The organism is Mucilaginibacter sp. SG564, assembly GCF_013149275.1.
Classification (GTDB): Bacteria; Bacteroidota; Bacteroidia; order Sphingobacteriales; family Sphingobacteriaceae; genus Mucilaginibacter.
On sequence record NZ_JABGNA010000002.1, the window covers coordinates 49,354 to 70,170 of the forward strand.

At 43.9% G+C, this 20,817-nt stretch carries 15 protein-coding genes and 1 tRNA gene; 6 read left to right on the plus strand and 10 right to left on the minus strand.

Going from position 1 to position 20,817, the window contains the following annotated elements:
- Positions 1-37: 37 nt before the first annotated feature.
- From FHW89_RS04750 to FHW89_RS04760, 3 genes are all read left to right on the plus strand, one after another.
- Positions 38-1,147, plus strand: a complete 1,110-nt coding sequence (locus FHW89_RS04750) for a C-terminal helicase domain-containing protein (protein WP_172333888.1) — start codon at positions 38-40, stop codon at positions 1,145-1,147.
- A 445-nt stretch (positions 1,148-1,592) separates the two neighbouring features.
- Positions 1,593-2,549 (plus strand): hypothetical protein, encoded by a 957-nt coding sequence (locus tag FHW89_RS04755; RefSeq protein WP_172333889.1) that lies wholly within the window; start codon positions 1,593-1,595, stop codon positions 2,547-2,549.
- Between the two features lie 283 nt (positions 2,550-2,832).
- Positions 2,833-6,063, plus strand: a complete 3,231-nt coding sequence (locus tag FHW89_RS04760; protein ID WP_172333890.1) for an SNF2-related protein — start codon at positions 2,833-2,835, stop codon at positions 6,061-6,063.
- Positions 6,064-6,270: 207 nt separating this feature from the next.
- Here FHW89_RS04760 and FHW89_RS04765 read toward each other — a convergent pair whose 3' ends face one another.
- The 4 genes from FHW89_RS04765 to FHW89_RS04780 form a co-directional block, all read right to left on the minus strand.
- Positions 6,271-6,969, minus strand: a complete 699-nt coding sequence (locus tag FHW89_RS04765; RefSeq protein WP_172333891.1) for a nucleotidyl transferase AbiEii/AbiGii toxin family protein — start codon at positions 6,967-6,969, stop codon at positions 6,271-6,273.
- Positions 6,927-7,427 (minus strand): hypothetical protein, encoded by a 501-nt coding sequence (locus tag FHW89_RS04770; RefSeq protein WP_172333892.1) that lies wholly within the window; start codon positions 7,425-7,427, stop codon positions 6,927-6,929. Before FHW89_RS04770 ends, FHW89_RS04765 begins: the two co-directional genes overlap by 43 nt.
- A gap of 63 nt (positions 7,428-7,490) precedes the next feature.
- Complete coding sequence (locus FHW89_RS04775; RefSeq protein WP_172333893.1) at positions 7,491-8,717, minus strand: site-specific integrase; 1,227 nt, start codon at positions 8,715-8,717, stop codon at positions 7,491-7,493.
- 251 nt (positions 8,718-8,968) lie between these two features.
- Positions 8,969-9,042, minus strand: a tRNA-Asp gene (locus FHW89_RS04780).
- A 565-nt stretch (positions 9,043-9,607) separates the two neighbouring features.
- Here FHW89_RS04780 and FHW89_RS04785 point away from each other — a divergent pair.
- Positions 9,608-9,754 (plus strand): hypothetical protein, encoded by a 147-nt coding sequence (locus FHW89_RS04785; RefSeq protein WP_172333894.1) that lies wholly within the window; start codon positions 9,608-9,610, stop codon positions 9,752-9,754.
- Between the two features lie 56 nt (positions 9,755-9,810).
- Here FHW89_RS04785 and infB read toward each other — a convergent pair whose 3' ends face one another.
- From infB to FHW89_RS04810, 5 genes are all read right to left on the minus strand, one after another.
- Positions 9,811-12,831: a translation initiation factor IF-2 gene (infB, locus tag FHW89_RS04790; RefSeq protein WP_172333895.1), complete on the minus strand. Its 3,021-nt coding sequence runs from the start codon at positions 12,829-12,831 to the stop codon at positions 9,811-9,813.
- A gap of 59 nt (positions 12,832-12,890) precedes the next feature.
- Positions 12,891-14,126 (minus strand): transcription termination factor NusA, encoded by a 1,236-nt coding sequence (nusA, locus tag FHW89_RS04795; RefSeq protein ID WP_172333896.1) that lies wholly within the window; start codon positions 14,124-14,126, stop codon positions 12,891-12,893.
- A gap of 3 nt (positions 14,127-14,129) precedes the next feature.
- Positions 14,130-14,594, minus strand: coding sequence for a ribosome assembly cofactor RimP (gene rimP, locus FHW89_RS04800; RefSeq protein WP_172333897.1), 465 nt, complete (start codon positions 14,592-14,594; stop codon positions 14,130-14,132).
- A 133-nt stretch (positions 14,595-14,727) separates the two neighbouring features.
- Positions 14,728-15,159: a hypothetical protein gene (locus tag FHW89_RS04805; RefSeq protein WP_172333898.1), complete on the minus strand. Its 432-nt coding sequence runs from the start codon at positions 15,157-15,159 to the stop codon at positions 14,728-14,730.
- Positions 15,160-15,294: 135 nt separating this feature from the next.
- Positions 15,295-17,658, minus strand: a complete 2,364-nt coding sequence (locus FHW89_RS04810) for a prolyl oligopeptidase family serine peptidase (RefSeq protein ID WP_172333899.1) — start codon at positions 17,656-17,658, stop codon at positions 15,295-15,297.
- Positions 17,659-17,746: 88 nt separating this feature from the next.
- Here FHW89_RS04810 and FHW89_RS04815 point away from each other — a divergent pair, with 88 nt between their 5' ends.
- Positions 17,747-18,265 (plus strand): GNAT family N-acetyltransferase, encoded by a 519-nt coding sequence (locus FHW89_RS04815; protein ID WP_172333900.1) that lies wholly within the window; start codon positions 17,747-17,749, stop codon positions 18,263-18,265.
- 12 nt (positions 18,266-18,277) lie between these two features.
- On the opposite strand, the gene FHW89_RS04820 is transcribed toward FHW89_RS04815, so the two are convergent.
- Positions 18,278-20,104: an FAD-dependent oxidoreductase gene (locus tag FHW89_RS04820; protein WP_172333901.1), complete on the minus strand. Its 1,827-nt coding sequence runs from the start codon at positions 20,102-20,104 to the stop codon at positions 18,278-18,280.
- Positions 20,105-20,194: 90 nt separating this feature from the next.
- Between FHW89_RS04820 and FHW89_RS04825 the strand changes: the two genes are divergently transcribed.
- Positions 20,195-20,752, plus strand: a complete 558-nt coding sequence (locus FHW89_RS04825) for a YfiT family bacillithiol transferase (RefSeq protein WP_172333902.1) — start codon at positions 20,195-20,197, stop codon at positions 20,750-20,752.
- The last annotated feature ends 65 nt before the right edge of the window (positions 20,753-20,817 follow it).

Genomic DNA, 20,817 nt, shown 5'->3' on the forward strand with positions numbered 1-20,817 from the left:
TCAATATGAGCAATTAGCCGTTCGCGGTGTACAATCGATGTTCTATGTTACAGGGGATCATGAAAATCCAACCTCGCTGGCCCATCGCTTTAGTCCGCGCAGTAACAACAGGCCGGACATCGCCGGTCACGAAAGCGAGATCCGGGTATTGATCTGCACGGATGTGCTAAGTGAAGGACAGAACCTGCAGGACGCCCATATCATCGTTAATTTTGACTTACCCTGGGCCATCATCCGTTTGATCCAGCGAGCTGGCCGAGTGGACCGCATTGGTCAAAAGGCTTCTCAAATTATTTGCTATTCTTTTCTACCGGAAGATGGGATCGAAAGAATTATCAACCTAAGAGCTATTTTAAGCACTCGTATAAGGGAAAATGCTGAGGTTGTTGGTTCAGACGAAACTTTTTTTGACGGCGACCCTGTCAATATAGAAGATCTTTACAATGAACGTTCGGGTATTCTAGAAGAAGATGATACGGATTCGGAAGTTGATCTGGCATCTTATGCGTATCAGATCTGGAAAAATGCGACCGACGCGGATCCGCAACTCAATAAGATCATTCCTGATCTTCCGAATGTGGTCTATGCGACAAAAGAGCTTAATGGGTTAGGAGAGACGCCGGGCGTGATCGTGTACAGCCGTACAGCGGAGGATAATGATGTGCTAGCGCTGATCGGCATGGACGGACAAATCATTACGCAGTCGCAGCTTACTATCCTCAGGGCTGCTCAATGTAACAGAGACACCCCGGGGTTACCAAGGATTGACGAACACCATGACCTGGTGAAAAGGGCAATTGATTTCATCAGCGAGGAGGACATTAATACGGGCGGCACCTTGGGGAGGAAGACAGGTGCCAAATATCGCACCTATACCCGGCTGGACCGCTATTGTAAATCCTATCAGCATTCCCTTTTTGCCAATGAGGAACTTAAAAAGGGGGTGGACGAAATTTACAGGTTTCCGCTAAAGGAGTTTGCCAGGGAAACGCTGACGCGCCAATTAAAAGCCGGTATTTCCGACGATCAACTGGCTGCACTAGTAATCTCTTTAAGGGAAGAAGATAAGCTTTGTATCGTCGATGAAGATGGCCAAAGCCAGAAAGAGCCTCAAATTATTTGTTCGATGGGATTAGTAAACGGGTAATATGAAACTAAGTAAAAAATTGTTTAATGCATACGTCCGTGAATTCCGTTTTAGGGATTTGTTTGGGCGTTTCGGAGATATGTTACACCCTATTCCGTGGCAAACTGACCACCTATTTTGCTGGCAAAGAAATGCAGCAGATGCTTTAACAGCATAAAACAAAGATAGCTTATTTACCTTTTTTAATAAGTCTGGTACTGCTCGTGCTTTTTCTTAGAAGCTTGAAGCACCTGGACATGTGAGCGCATATCTCTTGCGGAGATCATCGCCCATCACTTTAATACCGGCTTTAAGGGCGATTTCGCATACGCGATCAGGCTCCCAATTCACTTCTTCATCGGCGAGCCTGATCAGGTCCTAAACAGCACAGCCAGTATCTAAAGCATCGTTACAAAAATGGGGTGGTCAGCTTGATCCGGAATACCCTGGTCACTTTGAATCCGGAATGGGTGGTCACTTTAAATCGGAATCAGGTGGTCAATTTCAGCGAAATCTCCAAGTAAAAGCCGGCCACAAACTTAGGAAGCCTAAATTATCTGCAGTATGGAAAGGGAAAGCATTCGCCGAACTTGATGAACGCCCACCAGATCAGCAAGTCAAGAAAGTTTCCGAGTTAGATCGACTTGTTAAGAGGGTTATCTTAGAGAAACTACCCTTTAAAGTTCCTGACCGCCTAACAAAACCAGATACTTTAACTATCGCCGCAAAAGAGAGTTTATCTAAACTTACTGATGTTAATCATCCTGGAATGGTTGTGACATCAAAAGGCCAATTGGATATACGTATAGCCCCATCAAACACCGGTCGTGCGCTTCGCTTTATGGATACGCTAATTAAATGCGTACGTGCAAGGGGCTATTTCTACGAGGTAAATAACGACGGTAATTTCGTTGTTATAAACGATGTAAAGCTTCGAGTCAATTTTCGAGAGCAGACAAATAGATTTAGGGTACATAATAAGCCATATCAAGATTTTGAATGGCGTCCTAATGGCAAACTTGCTTTTCGTCTTGACAGCAGGTTAAAGGCAGAATGGAGGGACTTAAAAACTCAGTTACTTGAAGATCAACTACCCAAGATATTAGCAAAGTTGGAATTAGCTGCTAAGCAAGAAAATGAATATTTAGAAAAAGCGCGCCTATGGCAAGAAAATTGGGAAAGACAAAGGAGAATACAAGCAGAGCGAGAAATACGTCAGCGGCATGAGCAAAAAGAATTCCACGAACTAATGATCAAAGCCAAGCGTTGGAAACAGGCCCAGTTGCTTCGTGAGTATCTTACAGCTATACCAAATGTTAACCATGAATGGCTCTCCTGGGCAAATCATAAAGCAGATTGGCTTGATCCAATTACTAACGCTTATGATGAATGGCTAACAGAAAAAGATTTGGAGGCTGTTTAAAAGCAGATTGAGACTAACCTGTACAAATGCAACTATATATCTGTGTAGCCATATATCTGGCTATATAGTTACACGGATATATATTGTCAGTTTTATTCTCCGCAAATTTGCGGAGAATAAAAACGTGATTCGCCGCATAAATTTAAGACAGACAAGATATACTATTCGTCTCTGGGAATTTTCAGGTTTTCCACTTGTCCAACGTACCGGAAGCGTGTTGTTGGGACTTGATTTATAATTAATTATCTTTAATTCTTATAAATCATTATCACAACAATTTTAAATGGCCGGAACTCATCCACAAAAGCCGTCGCCGCAAACGGTCATCGATTTCGATCAGGTTAAATGGCCTAAACAGGAGGGATATCCCCTAAACATCCACTCTGCCGGGCGAACGGTCGAAAGCATTGTTTACGGAGATATCGCGGATAGTTCCACTTTTTTGATACTGACTGGTTTCACTTCTTTATCAAACTTAGTCGATCTGTTCGGTAGTAAGGACCATCCGCAATTAAGTGCCGTACGTATACTTATTGGTTTTGAGCCGAATATCAAAGGTCGCAAGGTCTATTTGCGATACGGTCTGGAAAAGGAAATAAAAGAGTACTGGGTTAAAAGAGGTTTATCTATACTTCAAGGTGGTGCGGTGATCTACCTGATCGAAAAGATCCGAAGCGGCTGGATACAGTTCCGCTTCCGAGATAAGCTTCATGCCAAGATCTATGTAGGTAACCACTTCGCTACACTTGGATCCTCCAACTTCAGCAAGAATGGTTTGAACTTACAGGACGAGGCGAACATCAGGGTAGCGAACGAAGGTAGTACCGCCAATCAATATCGGGATATCCGCCTGATAGCCGAGAGTTTTTATGACGAGGCCAGCCCTTATAATGACAAACTGATCGCTTTACTTGAAAACCTTATCGGCGATGCGACTTGGCAGGAAGCCCTAGCCCGCGCTATTGCCGAGATGCTTGAAGGAAACTGGCTGAACGAATATAAAGAGATCATCAGCCGTATGTCCGGCGCTAACCTTTGGCCGACTCAATGGAAAGGGCTCGCACAGGCGGTCTCTATCCTACAGCGTCAGTCGAATGTGCTCATTGCAGACCCGACCGGCGCCGGCAAAACGCGTCTATGTACCGCGCTCGTTCTCTGTCTGCAGCACCTGTTATATGAGACCGGTAAGCACCATCGCACGGAATCGCTCATCATCTGCCCACCACTTGTACTGAAGAAATGGGCTGGCGAGTTTCATCGCTTCGGTAAGATCAACCATAATCAGGTTTCTATGGGCATGCTCAGTAATGGATCCCCCGAAAATAAAGAACGCATCGCGGCACAATTGAAGCTGGCCAACCTACTCATTATCGATGAAGCGCACAGCTATCTCGCCGATTCTGGGCGTACCTTCCAGATCAAGACCAACCGCGCCGACCATAAGATCCTTATTACCGCTACGCCCATCAGTAGACGCGTGGAGGATGTGCTCAGCCTCGTAAAACTGCTGGACGTCGACAACCTGACCGATGAGGCCTTTAAGATTTATCTAGAATTGCTGAAAAAACCTTACTACGGTAACCAGATGGACAACGTAGCGATGCTCCGGGAATTCATCAGCCAATTCACCGTCAGGCGGACCAAAAAGCGCCTGAACGAGGAGGTTGAAAAGGATGAGGAGGCCTTCAAAAACAGTTTGGAAAAAGGCTGCCGCTTCCCCAAACAGGTGGAAAAGATTTATCAAACCCGGGAAACTCAGGCGGATAAACATATTGTTCGCGAGATCGGTGAGTTGGCGCGGCAATTGAAAGGCATCACTTATCTGACTGGTTTCCGCCTACAAGACCCCGGGGAAGAGGAGGGTCAAAATTTGAACCATTATGTAGAGCGGCGTATCTTTTCCGCCCGCTCTCTGTCGATCTATATGATTCGTTATGCGCTCCGCTCGTCACACGTCGCGCTGATCGAGCACATTGAGGGCTCCGAAAAGGCAATGACGCATTTCGGCTTCCGGGGTAAATCAAAGGTCACCGGTAATAAACTGCAGAAGATCGATGACATCATCGCGCGGCGAGAACTCCCGTACCGTCAAGGTAAATTCAAGAACATACCCTTCCCAGAATGGCTCGTGGACGAGCATCTTTATTTCGAGGCATGCGAAAAAGAACTGGCGCTTTACCGCGAGATTGCCCGCAAAGCCAAGTCATTATCCGGTACCAGGGAACTCGGCAAGGTCCATGAACTGATAAATGCTACTAAGGCCCACCGCAACTTACTGGCCTTTGACTCAACGGTAATCACTTTGTATTACCTCCGCAAACTGTTCGCGGAACATTACCCCGCACAAAAACTTCTGGTCGCCAGTGGCAGTGAGGAAGACAAAGAAAGCCTAAAAGTATTGGATGTTTTTAAACTGGAGTCCAAGGATCAAGAACGCTATATTGCCTTATGCTCGGATAAAATGTCGGAAAGCGTAGACCTGCAGAAAGCTTCCTGCGTATTCCTACTGGATACTCCTAGCGTGCTCCGCATTGTCGAGCAGCGTATCGGCCGGGCAGACCGCATGGACAGCATGCATAAAGCCATTGACATTTACTGGGCTTATGATTCCGATGAATATTCGCTCAAAGGAGACGAGCGCCTGATCGAGACCAACCACGTTGTGGAACTGATCTATGGCTCGAACTTCCAGGTGCCCGAAATATTGAAGGGACGCCGCTTTACCAAGACCGACAGCGTAGAAGCATTGATTGAAGAATATAAGGATTTCGTAGATAAGGACGAATCCTGGACCGGTGTCGAAGACCGCTTTCAGTGTATCCGCAACCTCAAGGAAGGGCCGGATGCCCTGATTTCAGAAGCGGTCTATCAGCAGTTCGCCAATGTGGCCTCCGAGGTCAAAGCCAAGGTAAGCTTTATCGCTGGCTCCGGTAAATGGTGCTTCATCGCCCTGCGCGGCGACCACCGCAAAAGCCCTCACTGGTATTTTATCGATGAGAATGACCTGATCGAAAGTGACATGATTCGCGTGACCGCGCAACTGCGCAGGCATATCAGTAAGGATGCAGTACGCTTGAAATGGGACGCCATCAGCCTGAATCATTATGTTACGCTGTTCAAGAAAAAAGAACGCGAACTGCTACCCGCTAAGAAACGCCGGGCTCTGGAGGTTGCCGATCATATTCTCAGGCAACGCAAGCAGCAGAAAGCCCTCGACCGGGAACTGAACGCGGCCCTAAACATGATGCAGGAACTGTTATTAGGCAGGTCTGAAGAGATCGTCGACTACGACCGCCTGGCCGATGAATGGATCATCGTCCTGCAACCTTACCTGGAAGCCAAAAGGGAAAATAAAAAAAACAAGAAACTAGAATTCAATCTCAACAGCCTGAAGCGGGATCATGCCCGGATCGAACTATCTGCCGACCAGCTATACCATATGGCCGAACAGTCGATTATTGCCGAGGCTATCGACAAGCGGATCGCGTCCTGCATCATCGCCGTTGGCGGATAAAGATATTTTGCTGTTCACGGTAAATAATGTGTATAAAACTGATATTGAGATGTAATGATGTGCTTTACTGGGAATTAATCGGCTACTTAAAGCAGGTTGAACAAAGAGGTAACAATATTATTGGATATCTATATATCTATATAGCCAGATACATAGCTATATAGATATACTTCAGATTCTATACATAAATTAAATTCGTTAGATCTACTATCTCCTAGGACCACCTCTATTTGGTCCTATTTCTTCAGAACTATCATTGCCTCGATTAAATCCCCGATTCTGCTGTTTCCGATCATGTTTTGCTATGGCATTATTAATGCTTGTACTTACATGCTGCCATCTTAAGCTTTTATCTTTAAGAATTACAGGAACGTTAAAATCAATATCATTGTAGTAAAGAAGCGAATTACGAGCTTGAGTCCGATCCACATTAGGATATTTGCTACAGTAGAACTCCAGTATGTCATTATATTCGAATTCCTGAAGTAGATAATGAATATCAATAAAGTCTTTAATTCGTTGCCCACTATGAACGATTGCATTTATTTTCATTGCGGCGATATCTTCTAAAGACATCATTCGAATTCCTTGAATGGTTTCGATTTGTTTAACCGCCGGGTATTTATGACTGATCAGGTCAAAATCCACATCAAAAATACTTCCACTGACGTAGTTGCTTTTTTGCCTTCTGATTAATGCGTTGTATTGTTTTTCCAGATGCGCCGCTAATTTTACGGCATCAAAATCTCCGGTATTGAAAAGATCTATATCAATGGATTCTCTATGGCCAAGCTTCAATGCTAAAGCCGTTCCGCCAACAAGGTAAAAAGATTTGAATTGCTGATCACGCATCAGCTTGTAGATTAGATCCAGTGTCCCTGGTTTAACTGTTTCTTCGTGTAACATTTGAGCTCAGTTTTGCTCAACTGAAAATATTCACAAACAGCTTCTACAGTCATATCGGTTAAATAGTTGATTTCTTCCTTTAAAGCATGGATCAAATTATCCTGGCCATAAAATCGTATTATTTCTTTCCAATCTGATAGGTCGCCCTTATTAAGCACCCGCTCAATAATAGTCAGTCTTGACCGTCTCCAATCAATTTTATCAAACTCAAAGTCCCAGAATAATACGGGCGATAGATTGGGTCTGCTGATTTTTTGTATCAGCGGCTGCCGTTCTATTTTAACCTCGTCATTTTCGAATGGGATCTTTTTTTTAGAAAGATAATTATTAAGGGTATGATAATTAAAATCCGGGTAGCTATCGCAAAAACCTTTCAGACTTGAAAATACATCAATATCAATGCCTGCAAAACGTTTCCATTGTACTAGCACCACTCTTTTATTGATTTCTTTTATCATACCCAAATTTAACCAATAACTATACAAAATGCCTAATATTTGTGAATATTTGTCAATTGAAGGTTAATGGTTAGTGGTTGATAATAACTTAATTTTAAGAGTAGCCATATCGGAACTGATCTTATGATCCATTACTTTAGCATAAATCTGTGTGGTTTTAATGCTGGTATGACCCATCATCTTCGCTACACTCTCAATCGGAACGCCGTTATTAAGTGTTACAGTTGTCGCAAACGTATGCCTGGCAATATGGAAAGTCAATAATTTGGAAATGCCACACAAGTCGGCAATTTCCTTTAAATAGGCATTCATTTTTTGATTGCTCATTACTGGTAGCAACAGGTCATCGACAATACATTGCGGATTGTCTTCGTATCTTTCGATTACTTTTAACGCTGCCGGCAAAATGGGAATGCGAGATAGGGTATCTGTTTTCTGGCGGTTAGTATAAATCCATAAATCACCATCAATACCCTTAACCATTTCAGAGCGTTTAAGCTTTTTAACATCTACATAAGCAAGTCCAGTATAACAGCTAAACAGAAAAATATCCCTAACCAATCGTAGTCTATCTGCCGGAAATTGCTTACTGGCAATAGCTGTCAATTCTTCTTTAGTTAGCACAATTCGATGAACTTTCTTTGTTTTTGGTTTATAATTGAGATAAGGATCAACGCTAAGCCAACCGTTACCCAAACAGGTACGGACAATTTTGCCTAAGTTCTTGATATACTTGATCGCAGAGTTATTGGCACACTTGCGCACACTCCGTAGGTAGTATTCAAAGTCATTCAGGAACTCAAAATTGATTTTATTGATAGGTATATCAGATACATTGTGCTGCCATTGCATAAAATCTTTGGTATGCATTAAGGCCGTTTCGTAACGTTGCAGGGTGCTCTTTTCAAATTCCTGTCCTACCAAGCTACGCATCTTTTGGTTATGATCTTCAAAAACGCTAATCAAGGTGCGTCCCTTTTCTGTTTTACCAATAAAGCGATTTTTGAGACTCTCGGCAGTAACCATTTCGTCATTAGCCGTCATCCATCGATGAAACTCCTGGGCTTTGGCCTGCAAGGTATCGAGATAAGAGTTTAGGCTGCGAACGTCTTCTTTGGTGCCGATAGCACGGCCTGCTTGTGTATTCCAGCGGGAGGGGTCGCAAGTTTTACCGGTTGAGGCTTCAGCTCTTTGGCCGTCAACGGTAAACCGCAGATAGATGGCCACCGGGCCATTTTTGTAGGTAGAGCGCTTCTTTAAATAAAAAAGCAAATTGATGTTAGTTCTCATTACAAATGAATTAAATAGTGAAACAAAATTGATTATTCCATCACTTGCAATCAAGATGTTCACTCGCTAAACATCTTCTAAATCAGTTACTTATGGTGTTTCTGGTGAGCATCTTTTTAGCTTTAATATGCTCACCGAATTGCTCACCTTTTTTATGCTAAAACATGCATATTTTGGTATTTTCGGCCAAACAAAAAAGCCTGTAAATCGATGATTTACAGACTTTTAGGCAATTTTGACATTGTTTTCAGCGGAATGGACGGGACTCGAACCCGCGACCCCATGCGTGACAGGCATGTATTCTAACCAGCTGAACTACCACTCCGTTTTTGGGTCTGCAAATATACGCAGCTTTTTGTATTACGCAAATGGTTTTGAAAAAAAACTTTTTTATTGTGGCGTTATTACTCTTTTCCGGTGCTATCGCCTATAGACAGGTGCCATTTTACCATTTTATAAACAACTCAATATCAACCAAAACCAGCTACTGCCTATTCAAAATTTCCATTTTTAGACCTTTTAAACTTTTTTTAATTTATTTTACATCAAAGGTAAAATAACGGCTGCCAGCAGCTCCAGCAGGAGCAATTTCCGCTTTAATTCAATAATTTTTTTGGTTTTAACTACTAATTGGCTTTTTCTATCAGTGTTGATATTCACATTAAACTACCTAAATGGAAGGCTGTGAAAATCACATATCCGGCTTTTAGCAATTTCGTCTGTAGCATAAAAAGAGTCTGCTTTTATGGTAGGTTGCTACGGTCATATTTGCATACGGCAAATAACTGTAGTTGATAGCTGCCCCGAATGAAACACCAATGTTACATCTGTATTGACTAAACCGACAATCAAAATACCTGTCTATCAGTTATAACAATTAAATAAACATTATGAAAGCTTTAAAAATATTAGTAGTTGCACTATTTGCAACATTTGCCTACACCACAGCCAGCGCACAAACACATCACCATCGTCATGTCGTGCATCGTCATCATCACCATCCTGTTGTACACCATCCACGTCATCACAGATTGTAAAATAAAAAAGGCCCTTAAAAAGGGCCTTTTTTATTTTACATATCGGAAAGTTGCTATTACAATTTACGTTTCACTTCTACATTTTCATAGGCTTCAACAATGTCGCCTACTTCAATGTTATTAAAGTTTTGAATGTTCAAACCGCACTCATAACCCGCATTTACTTCCTTAACATCATCTTTAAAACGTTTCAATGATGCCAGCTCACCGGTATAGATCACCACACCATCGCGAATGATACGGATCTTACTGTTACGGTTAATTTTACCATCCAACACCATACAACCGGCAATAGTACCCACCTTGCTGATCTTGAAGGTTTCGCGTATCTCGACATTGGCAACGATCTTCTCTTCAAATGTTGGTGCAAGCATACCTTCCATCGCGGCTTTGATCTCGTTGATCGCGTCGTAGATGATAGAATACAACCTGATATCGATCTGCTCAGCTTCGGCCAATTTACGGGCACTTCCTGACGGACGAACCTGGAAACCGATAATGATCGCATCTGATGCAGATGCCAGCAATACATCAGATTCCGAGATCTGACCTACGGCTTTAGATATGATATTAACCTGTATCTGTTCGGTTGATAGCTTCAGTAATGAATCCGATAACGCCTCGATAGATCCATCCACGTCACCTTTAACAATAATGTTAAGCTCCTTGAAGTTACCAACTGCCAAACGACGGCCGATCTCATCAAGGGTGATGTGTTTCTGCGTACGTAAACCTTGCTCACGTTGCAATTGCAAACGTTTATTGGCAATTTCACGGGCCTCAACTTCACTTTCCAGCACGTTAAACTTATCACCCGCTGTAGGCGCGCCTTGCATACCTAACACCTGTACCGGTGTTGACGGTCCTGCAGATTCAACTCTTTGTCCGCGTTCGTTGGTTAATGCCTTAACACGACCGCTGTAACAGCCTGCCAGTATCGGGTCTCCAACTTTTAAGCGACCAGCCTGTACCAGAATGGTGGTTACAATACCACGACCTTTATCCAAAGCGGCTTCAATAACCGTACCTACGGCACGTTTATTCGGATTGGCTTTCAGTTCAAGCAATTCGGCCTCAAGCAATACTTTTTCTAAAAGCAGCTCAACATTTAAGCCTGTTTTGGCTGATATTTCCTGGGTTTGATATTTACCGCCCCACTCTTCAACCAAAATGTTCATTGCCGAAAGCTGCTCACGTACTTTATCGGCGTTAGCGCCTGGCTTATCAATTTTGTTGAAAGCAAAGATAATAGGTGCACCTGCTGCCTGCGCGTGGTTTATGGCCTCGCGGGTTTGCGGCATCACGCTATCGTCTGCAGCAATTACTATAATTACAATATCCGTTACCTGTGCACCCCTTGCACGCATAGCGGTAAACGCCTCGTGACCTGGAGTATCCAGGAATGTTATTTTACCTTTATCGCCAGGCAGGGTTACCTCATATGCACCAATGTGCTGGGTAATACCACCGGCCTCGCCGCCTATTACGTTAGTTTTACGTATAAAGTCGAGCAGGGATGTTTTACCGTGGTCAACGTGCCCCATAATGGTCACTATCGGCGCACGTGGTATCAGATCTGCCGGATCATCTTCCTGCTCCAAGTTGGCTTCCTCGTCCTGTGGTTTTACAAACTCTATCTGATAACCAAACTCGTCGGCAACTATGCTTAGGGTTTCGGCATCAAGCCTTTGGTTAATAGACACGAATAAACCCAGGCTCATACAGGTAGATATGATCTGCGTTACAGATACATCCATCATTAAAGCCAACTCATTCGCGGTTACGAACTCGGTAACCTTTAATACTTTGGATTGTAGTTCCTGCTCTAATGCCAGTTCTTCGGCACTTGAGGCCACATCATCACGTTTTTGACGACGGAATTTAGCCCTTTGCGCAAATTTACCCGACTTACCGGCTCCGCTTAAACGGGCCAGTGTAGCCTTGATCTGGTCTTGTATATCTTTTTCAGATGGTTCCTCTTTTGGTGTATTGTTCTGAGGAGCGTTACGGTTGTTCCTGAAATCGGGACGATTGCCACCACCCTGGTTAGGACCACCCGCGTTTGGATTATTACCACGGTTCCTGAAATCAGGACGGTTTGGATTAATCGTTCCGCCTGCAGGTGGATTATTATGTCCTTGTCCCTGCTGTGGTTGCTGGTGATTACCACCACCTTGCTGTCCGCCACCATGTTGCGGGTTACCCTGGTTATCCTTACGTTTTCTTTTACGCTTATGATCGGCGTTATTAGCGTTTGATGATGATGCCACCGGATTACGTTTAGGCGCGTTAACCGGCAATTGTATTTTACCGATCACGTTAGGCCCAGTAAGTCTTTCGGCCTTTGCCCTGATCACATCAGGTTCCTGGTTCTCATCAGCAGCAGCCTCGGCAACCGGGGCTTGTACAGCAGGGGGTGCCGGCGGAGTTACGGGTGCTTTTGGTTCTTCGGCTTTAGGCGTTTCAACAACAGGCTGTTGTTTTGGCTCTTCGGCTTTTGGGGCTTCCGGAGCTTTTTCTACTGGCGCTTCGGCCTTAGGCTCTGGTTTGGGCTCTGGAGCCACAACTTCCGGCTGTTTAGCAACCTCTACAGGTTTTACCACCTCCGCGGGTTTTTCGGCCGCAGGTTGTGGTTTCGCGTTCAGGTTATTAAGATCTATTTTACCCACAACCTTAACACCCGGCAAAACGTCGTTACGTTCTTCGGTTTTTTCAGAAGCTGTTTCAACCGGTTTTGGTTTTTCTGTCTGCGGCGAAGCATAATGACCAGTATTTTTGATCAATATCTCCTCGTTCTCAAAATCCCTTGAACGGCGGTTTTCAACCGGCTTTTCCGGAAACGCAGCAGGCTCTTCTTTTCTGATCTTTCCGATACTGATCTGCTTGGCTTCCTCCTTGATACTTTTGTCAACAGCAAACTCCTTCAACAATGCGGAGTACATGTCGCTATCCAGCTTCGCCATAGGTTGTTTTTCAACCTTATAGCCCTTTGTAGCCAAAAAATCGACAATGGTACTCATACCAATGTTGAGTTCTTTTACTGCTTTAATTAATTTTATTGATTTGTCTTCTGACATTTATTATAATTTCTCTGCTTATTATCGCAAAAATACGATTTTAATTTTGGTTTCTATGCTTATTCAAACTCAGCATTCAATATTGATAACACTTCTTTTACAGTTTCTTCTTCCAAATCTGTACGTTTTACCAATTCGCCTACTGTTAAAGCAAGTACCGATTTCGCGGTGTCTAAACCTATACGTTTAAACTCATCGATGATCCAGCTGTCAATTTCATCTGAAAATTCTTCGATGTCCACATCCTCGTCATGCTCGTCTGCTTCGCGGTAAACATCTATTTCATAGCCGGTTAGTTTACCTGCCAGTTTAATGTTATGACCGCCACGGCCAATGGCCAGTGATACCTGATCGGGTTTTAAATATACCGCAGCCGTTTTTTTATCGTCATCCAGCTTTATAGATGTTATTTTGGCTGGAGATAACGCACGCTGAATATATAACTGAACATTATTGGTGAAATTGATCACGTCAATATTTTCATTTTTTAATTCACGAACGATACCATGTATACGTGACCCTTTCATACCCACACAGGCACCAACCGGATCAATACGGTCATCATATGACTCAACTGCCACTTTTGCTCTTTCACCCGGTTCACGCACAATTTTTTTGATGGTGATCAGTCCGTCGAAAATCTCAGGCACTTCCAGTTCAAACAAACGCTGTAAAAACTCAGGAGCGGTACGTGAAATGATGATCTTAGGGTTACTGTTCAGCATATCTACTTTATGAACAACCGCTTTTACACTGTCGCCTTTTTTAAAGTAGTCAGCCGGGATCTGCTCGGTTTTTGGCAGCAATAGCTCGTTACCTTCATCGTCAAGCACCAGGGTTTCTTTTTTCCAAACCTGGTAAACCTCACCGGTAACAATTTCGCCTACACGATCTTTATATTTTTTGAAGATCTCATCTTTTTCCAGTTCCAGAATTTTTGAAACCAGTGTTTGGCGGGCGGCTAAAATAGCTCGGCGGCCAAAGCTTTCCAGCGTGATCTGTTCAATAAAATCATCTCCAACTTCCAGGTCGGCATCAATCAATTGTGCTTCGGCTAATTCAATTTCCAGGTCGTCATCCTCGCTAAATCCATCTTCCATAACCTTACGGGTACGCCAGATCTCTAAGTCACCGTTATCTGTGTTTACAATTACGTCGCAATTTTCATCGGTGCCATATTTTTTCCTGATCATGCTTCTGAAAACGTCTTCCAGAACGCTCATCATGGTTGGGCGGTCAATGTTCTTGAAATCTTTAAATTCCTGAAAAGAATCAATTAAATTAATATTGCTCATTTTCTACTTGAATGATATTAAAACTTTTGTCTCTGTTATTTTATCCATAGGGATCACGCTTTCAACAGTTTCGGCTTTTTTCCCTTTTTCTTTTACTTTTTCTTCAATAATAATGGCATCCTCTGTAATAGCTGTCAGCGTGCCTTCTCTTTTGGTTCCGTCGGCCATTTTGATACCTAAAGTACGCCCTATGTTTTTGGCGTATTGCCTGGCCGATGATAGCGGGTAATCAATTCCCGGCGATGACACTTCCAGATTGTATGCCGTTTCGATCACATTCTCCTCTTCCAAATGAAAGCCAACGTGCCTGCTAATCTGCACACAATCATCAATCCCCAGGCCGTTGTCACCATCTACCAGCACAACCAGCTTTCCGTTCGAGTGCATTTTGATATCCACAATAAACAAATTCGGCTTATCGGCTATCTTCTCCTCAACCAGCTCTCTTACTCTTTTTTCAATATTCATTACCCTCCGGTATTTTGATTGATAATTTGATTGATAAAATAAAAGAGGGGACAAATCGCCCCCTCTTTTATTAATTAGGTGCAAATATACACAATATTATTTGATTTTCAAGCAATTCACGGCAGTTTATTACTTAAAATGTTAAATCAACATAGTGTAAACTCCCCGGCCTGTTGTGCCCCCCTATAAAATCTGCAGGCTTGTTACCATTATCAAAGTGATAATACCGCACAAAATAAGTTTGGCGACTTACAAAGGGGGTATCCGGTGTAAAAATAACGGCGCCATCAGCAATATGGTATGTACCCGGCTGCACCGGCTGATAGCTTTTCATTTCTGTATCGGCCGGCATTTTATATACCGGTATGAGCCCCTGCCAGTTAGCTCCCGATGTGTCGCGGGCAATGTCCTGGATAACCGCCACATCTAAACCGGTTATTTTGACAGAACGTTCCTGATTTATCTTACTGATGTGGATTACGAAAGGTTTAGGTGTATTGCTACAGCCTATGTTTAATAAAACAAGCAGAGTTAGTAATTTATTTATGGAAATGTTTTTGGGCATGATTTGGCGATTTGTAAAATTAAGCTTTCAACCATGTCATTGCGAGCGGAGCGTGGCAATCTCGTCGCCTGTATATTGAACGCGAGGAGATTACTTCGTCGTTCCTCCTCGCAATGACATATTTATTTGCTTCGTTCACTTTCTCAACGTTTGCTCGAACAGCTTGAATATACGCTTGTATTCATCCGCCCAACTGCTGGGCTGTTCAAAGCCGTGATCTTCTACCGGGTACGATGCCAGTTCCCAGTTCTCTTTATGCAGCTCAATTAGTTTTTGTGTAAGGCGAATGATATCCTGGTAATTCACATTTTGATCAATCATGCCATGAAGCATCAATAGGTTGCCTTTTAAACCATTGACAAAATATATGGGCGAGCTTTTGCGGTAAGCCTGCTCATCGGTAAAGGGTTCATTTAATATATTGGATGTATATCCGTGATTATAATGCGCCCAGTCGGTAACCGATCTGATAGCACCGCCGGCAGCAAAAACATCGGGCTCGGTAAACATCCCCATGAGCGTAATGAAACCCCCGTATGACCCGCCGTATAAACCCACATGTTTAGGGTTAACACCAAATTTTTCAACCAGGTATTTTACTCCGTCAACCTGATCAGTCAGATCTTTACCGCCCATATGGCGATAGATACCTGTGCGCCAGTCGCGGCCATAGCCTGCACTGGCTGTATAATCGATATCCAGTACGGTATAACCATTATCGGCCAGCAGATTATTGAACATAAACTCGCGGAAGTAATAACTCCAGGAATAAGTTACTTCCTGCAAATAACCAGCCCCGTGTACAAAAATAACCGCGGGTTTCGCCGGATCGGCCTTTTTAGGCAGATACTGGCGCGCGTAGACATCGGCACCATAACGGTTTTTAAAGGTGATGATCTCCGGATCACGCCATGCGTATGAATTGAATTCGGCCGAAACAGAATGTGTTACCTGTACCGCTTTCGCTCCAGGCTTATTAGGCTGCAGATACAATTCCCAGGGTTTGTTGGAATAAGAATAACGTATAGCCAGCCATTTTTCGTCGGGCGACAGGGTTACATCATTACCGCCCTTCATTCCGGTTATTTTTACCGGCTTACCTCCGCTTACCGGGATGCTGTAAAAATGCGTTATACCCGGGTGCTCCATATTCGCGGTAAAGTAAAATGTTTTTTTATCGTTTGATAATTGCAGGGTCTGTACTTCCCATTTACCGCTGGTGAGTTGCTTTTTTGCACCGCCGATCACATCAACCAGGTAAATATGCGAATAGCCGCTGGCCTCGCTCTGGAAGTAAAAGTGGGTATCATCGGTAAAACCAACATTACCCGCGGCGCTGGTTTCAATGCCCGGCCCACCGATCCAGGCTTCATCCCGCTGACGATCGAGCAGGGTTAGTTTGCCCGTAACTGGATCAAGGCGCATAATCCACCTGTCTTTATTATCCTGTGCGCTGATCACCACAACAGCATTTTTACCATCAGCACTCCAGAATGGGCCTTCTACATCCACTTGCCTATCGGCATTCGCTTTTTTGCGTTCGGCCAGTTCTGCAGGGTAATCCTTGACATAATCGGGCAGATCTTTAATGCCGGGAATGTCCTGCGTAAGTACCGGATAGAAAGATTGGCGACGGGTATCAAACACAAACATTTTTGAAGAAGATGATGCTCTACCCACTTTAGAGCGGTTCGGGATATCCTCCGTAAAACCCGAAGCGGTTACATAATTAGGTACCATAGCATTTTTTACACCATTGGCTGCTTTGGTTAACCGGTAGGTGATGTACTTACCATCCGGGCTTATTTTTACCGCTCCCACACGATCGCCGCCGGTAATCAATTCTTTTAATTGCTGAGGCTCCAGGGCCGCAGCCTGGGTTGAATCGAGTTTATCTTCTTTCGCTTCTTTTTTGATGATGTCAAAAAGCTCCAGCTGCTGTTTTTTAAGCCATAACTCCTGATCGTTCAGCGTTTCGGCATCTTTCTTTTTTTCCGGTGATCGTACAAAGTTGGTAAGCTGTTTTAACCGTCCACCGTTGAGTTTAAGGGCAAAAAGATTATTATTTTGTTTAAATATGATCTCCTGCTCATTACCACTAAAAACAGGGTCATCCTCACGCTGTTCGGTATTGGTTAGCTGGGTAACTTTCCCGGTTTTGATGTCGGCAATAAACAGGTCGCCGCTCTTTTCAAAAACCTTTTGCGTATGGCCTTTATTCCATTCACCATCGGCCGTTAAACCACGCTGCTCTGCTATGCTTACTTTTTGCGGACTAATAGTACCTGTAGTAATGGCGTATAACGCGTCGGCATCATCATGGCCGGGGTTCCATTTAAAATAGATCTTTTTACTGTCGTCGCTCCAGCGGATATTGGATGGCGATGTACCGATCCATTTAGGATCGCGCATGATCTTTTCAACGGTAAGTGTATCCAGTTTCTGGGCAAACACGCCGGCAGTATTGGCTATAAGTAGTAAGGTGATCAGTTTTTTCATGTAATCTATGGGGCAAAACGCCTTAAAATGTTTGCAATTTAACAGTTTCGGTTATCATTGTTATTTTTAAGCATTTTATTGTTACAAAATGGAAATACAGGGCTCAGCATTTACTTTGAGGGGATGGTTTGATGGCGATGAGGCATCATTGCAACAACATGCCAATAATCCGAATGTATCCGCCTTTTTGCTCGATCGTTTCCCCTATCCTTACACCCTGAACGATGCCGTTACCTGGATCACCTTTATGAAAAAACAGGAGCCACATACCAACTTCGCCATAGCGATTGACGGCCAGGTTTGCGGCGGTATTGCCCTCGATCTAAAAGTTGACGCCAACCATAACCAGGCCGAGATAGGCTATTGGCTTGCCGAACCCTACTGGGGCCGCGGCATCATTACCGAAGCCGTACAATTACTTACCCATTATGCTTTTGAAACCCTTGGCCTTATACGTGTACAGGCAGGTGTGTTCAGCAAAAACACTTCATCTATGCGGGTATTGGAAAAGGCGGGCTATGTTAAAGAAGGCATTATGCGCAATGCGCTGATCAAAAAAGGCGTAGTGATGGATCAGCACTTATACGCCATTTTGAAACCCGAATAATTTAACGGCTCCTTAATTCACCATCCTCCCGGCAAGATCGACCGTGCGGGCAAATGGGTTTAAAAATTTATTGGCCAAAACGGCAAATTCACGCCGGGTTACCGGTTTGTTCATATCAAAATCGGAGCTAAATTTGTATTGTGTTTTCCAGGCTTTCTGCATACTTATCTGCAGGGTTTTAGGCTCGGTAAGCGTAATCTCGCTGATGAACGACAGGAGGTTACCTTGCGTAAATTTTTCGTCAGGCTTTTCTTTATTGAACCACAAAAAAGCGCGGGCGTAGATCTCCTTAAAAAAAGGCTCCACTTCGGCGGTGCTTACTACCGAGTCGGGCATAAACAGTAACTGCGCGGTGTTGCCGTTTACCTTTTGTATTCCTTTCAGTAAACCCGTAGCCCCGATCTGCTGTATCGACCTCAAATATGGATCATTGGATTTGATATCGGCAAAAGGCAATAACCAGGCTTTAAAATCAAGCAGTTCGCCCTGTATTATCCGAACATTTAGTTTTTTGGTTGTTGTTTTAAAGAAAGCGCAAAAAGCAGCCGTCGCCCCCGCCCCCTGCCCTACGCACATTTGTATGGAAGGATACATACTGCTGGCATTAACCAGGTGCGATACCGACAAAGCTTTTTCGGTAACCAGCAAGTTATCCAGATCTTTAAGCACAATAGAACCCAGCGGAATACTATATCCTGTAAATGGTGGATAGTTTGTTTTGGGGGCTGTACCTTCACCATAATGTTGCCCGGGTGTGGCATCTCCAACGGCTATAGCAGTACGATATAGTTTGACAGACCGATCATAAGGCTGATACAGGTCATCCAGTGTCATGCGCACCAACCCTTTGGCACGACTGGCTTCGCGGATATATGGAAGGTATGGCAGATGATCAGCGGTTGGATATTCATCATCCAGGCCCAGGTTTTTAAACCCCAGTTCTGTTTGCAGGTAATATATTAATCCCAACGTATGTAAACGTGCTTTGGCATAAAAAGCATTGCGATTAGCGGGTTTCAGGTCATCTGCCGTGGTTGGGTATTGGTTGCCGCAGCCTGCCCATTTGATCATGAATTTATCATTAGGCAACCTGCCTTCGTTTAGCATTTTGCTGATGTTTTTATCTTTTAGGCAAGCATATTCTGCAGCGTCATAACCTTGCGGTTTGGCCATGGTTTTATCGGCCGTTTTACCAAAGTCTTTTACAATGGCTATCCAGGTAATATCCTGTATCCGGGGTAAAGTCGTTTCAGGCGCCAGACTTTCGCCTGTATCTTTTGAGCTGTCAAAACCCGATACTAACACCTCTCCTGCCTTGGCTGCTACATCGCCGGTTTCGGTGGCATCAATTACTACTTTGGCTTTTACGGTGGTAGTTCTGTTATTTTCGGTGATACTTACCTCCCAGCCTGTGCCATCTTTTTCAATAGCGGTAAAAGGTGTATTGAGTTTTACGGTGAGGTTTTTAACCGTGTCGGTCATTTTTTTGAGGATGGCCGCACCGGTGTAGGGCTCAAAGCGCAGCGTAGCATTATAGGTGGTATCATAACCCAGCCTGTTTTTATAAAAATCGCGCACATGTCTGCGGAACTCGCCCCAGATACCCGATGGTAAATTCCGGTTGCCCTCAACCACGCACATACCGGCGGCGGTCATACTGCCACCCAGCCAGGGACCGGGTTCAACCAATAAGGTTTTTAGTTTGCTGCGTGCTCCCTGTATAGCCGCCGCGGTTCCGGCAGCACCGCCACCTATCACCAGAATATCGGTTTTTATGGTTTGGGCATATGAAAATGAGGCATTTAAAAGCAGGAGTACTAACAATATCTTTTTAACCATTGGTTTATTAAATAGGTACAGAACGCTAATTTATAGCAAAAGCTTGTGGTAGTTTTAAATTATCCCTAAATTAAATTTTTTTTATAGCCCATGACAGACGAACAAATGAAATTTCCGATAGGGAAATTTACGCCGCCGGCATCATATACCAACGAAGATATACGTGAATGGATAGAGGAAATCCGGACCTTGCCGGGTAAATTACGCCATGCTATTGCCGGTCTGAACTACCAGGAGCTTGATACGCCTTACCGCACCGGCGGATGGACACTACGGCAGGTGATACACCACATGGCCGATAGCCATATGAATTCTATTACCCGTATTAAACTGGCTTTAACCGAAAACAACCCAGTGATAAAACCATACGAAGAGGCCGACTGGGCGTTGCTGCCCGATTATCGCCTACCGGTTGAGCCGTCCTTGAAAATGCTGGAAGGCATCCATCAACACATGGTGGCCTTGTTTGAAAGCTTTACCGAAAACGAATGGATCCGCACTTTTGTTCACCCGGCATCTGGTGACACTATTTCACTCGTCAAATGTCTTGGAACGTATGCATGGCACAGCAACCACCACCTGGCCCATGTTACCGAAACAGTGAAAAAATTTGCAGGAAGAGGCGAAAGGGAAAAGGTGAAAGAATAAAGGAAGAGGTGAAAGGTCAAAGGATAAAGGCGAGAGACAATTACCAAGCAAAACCTTTATCCTTT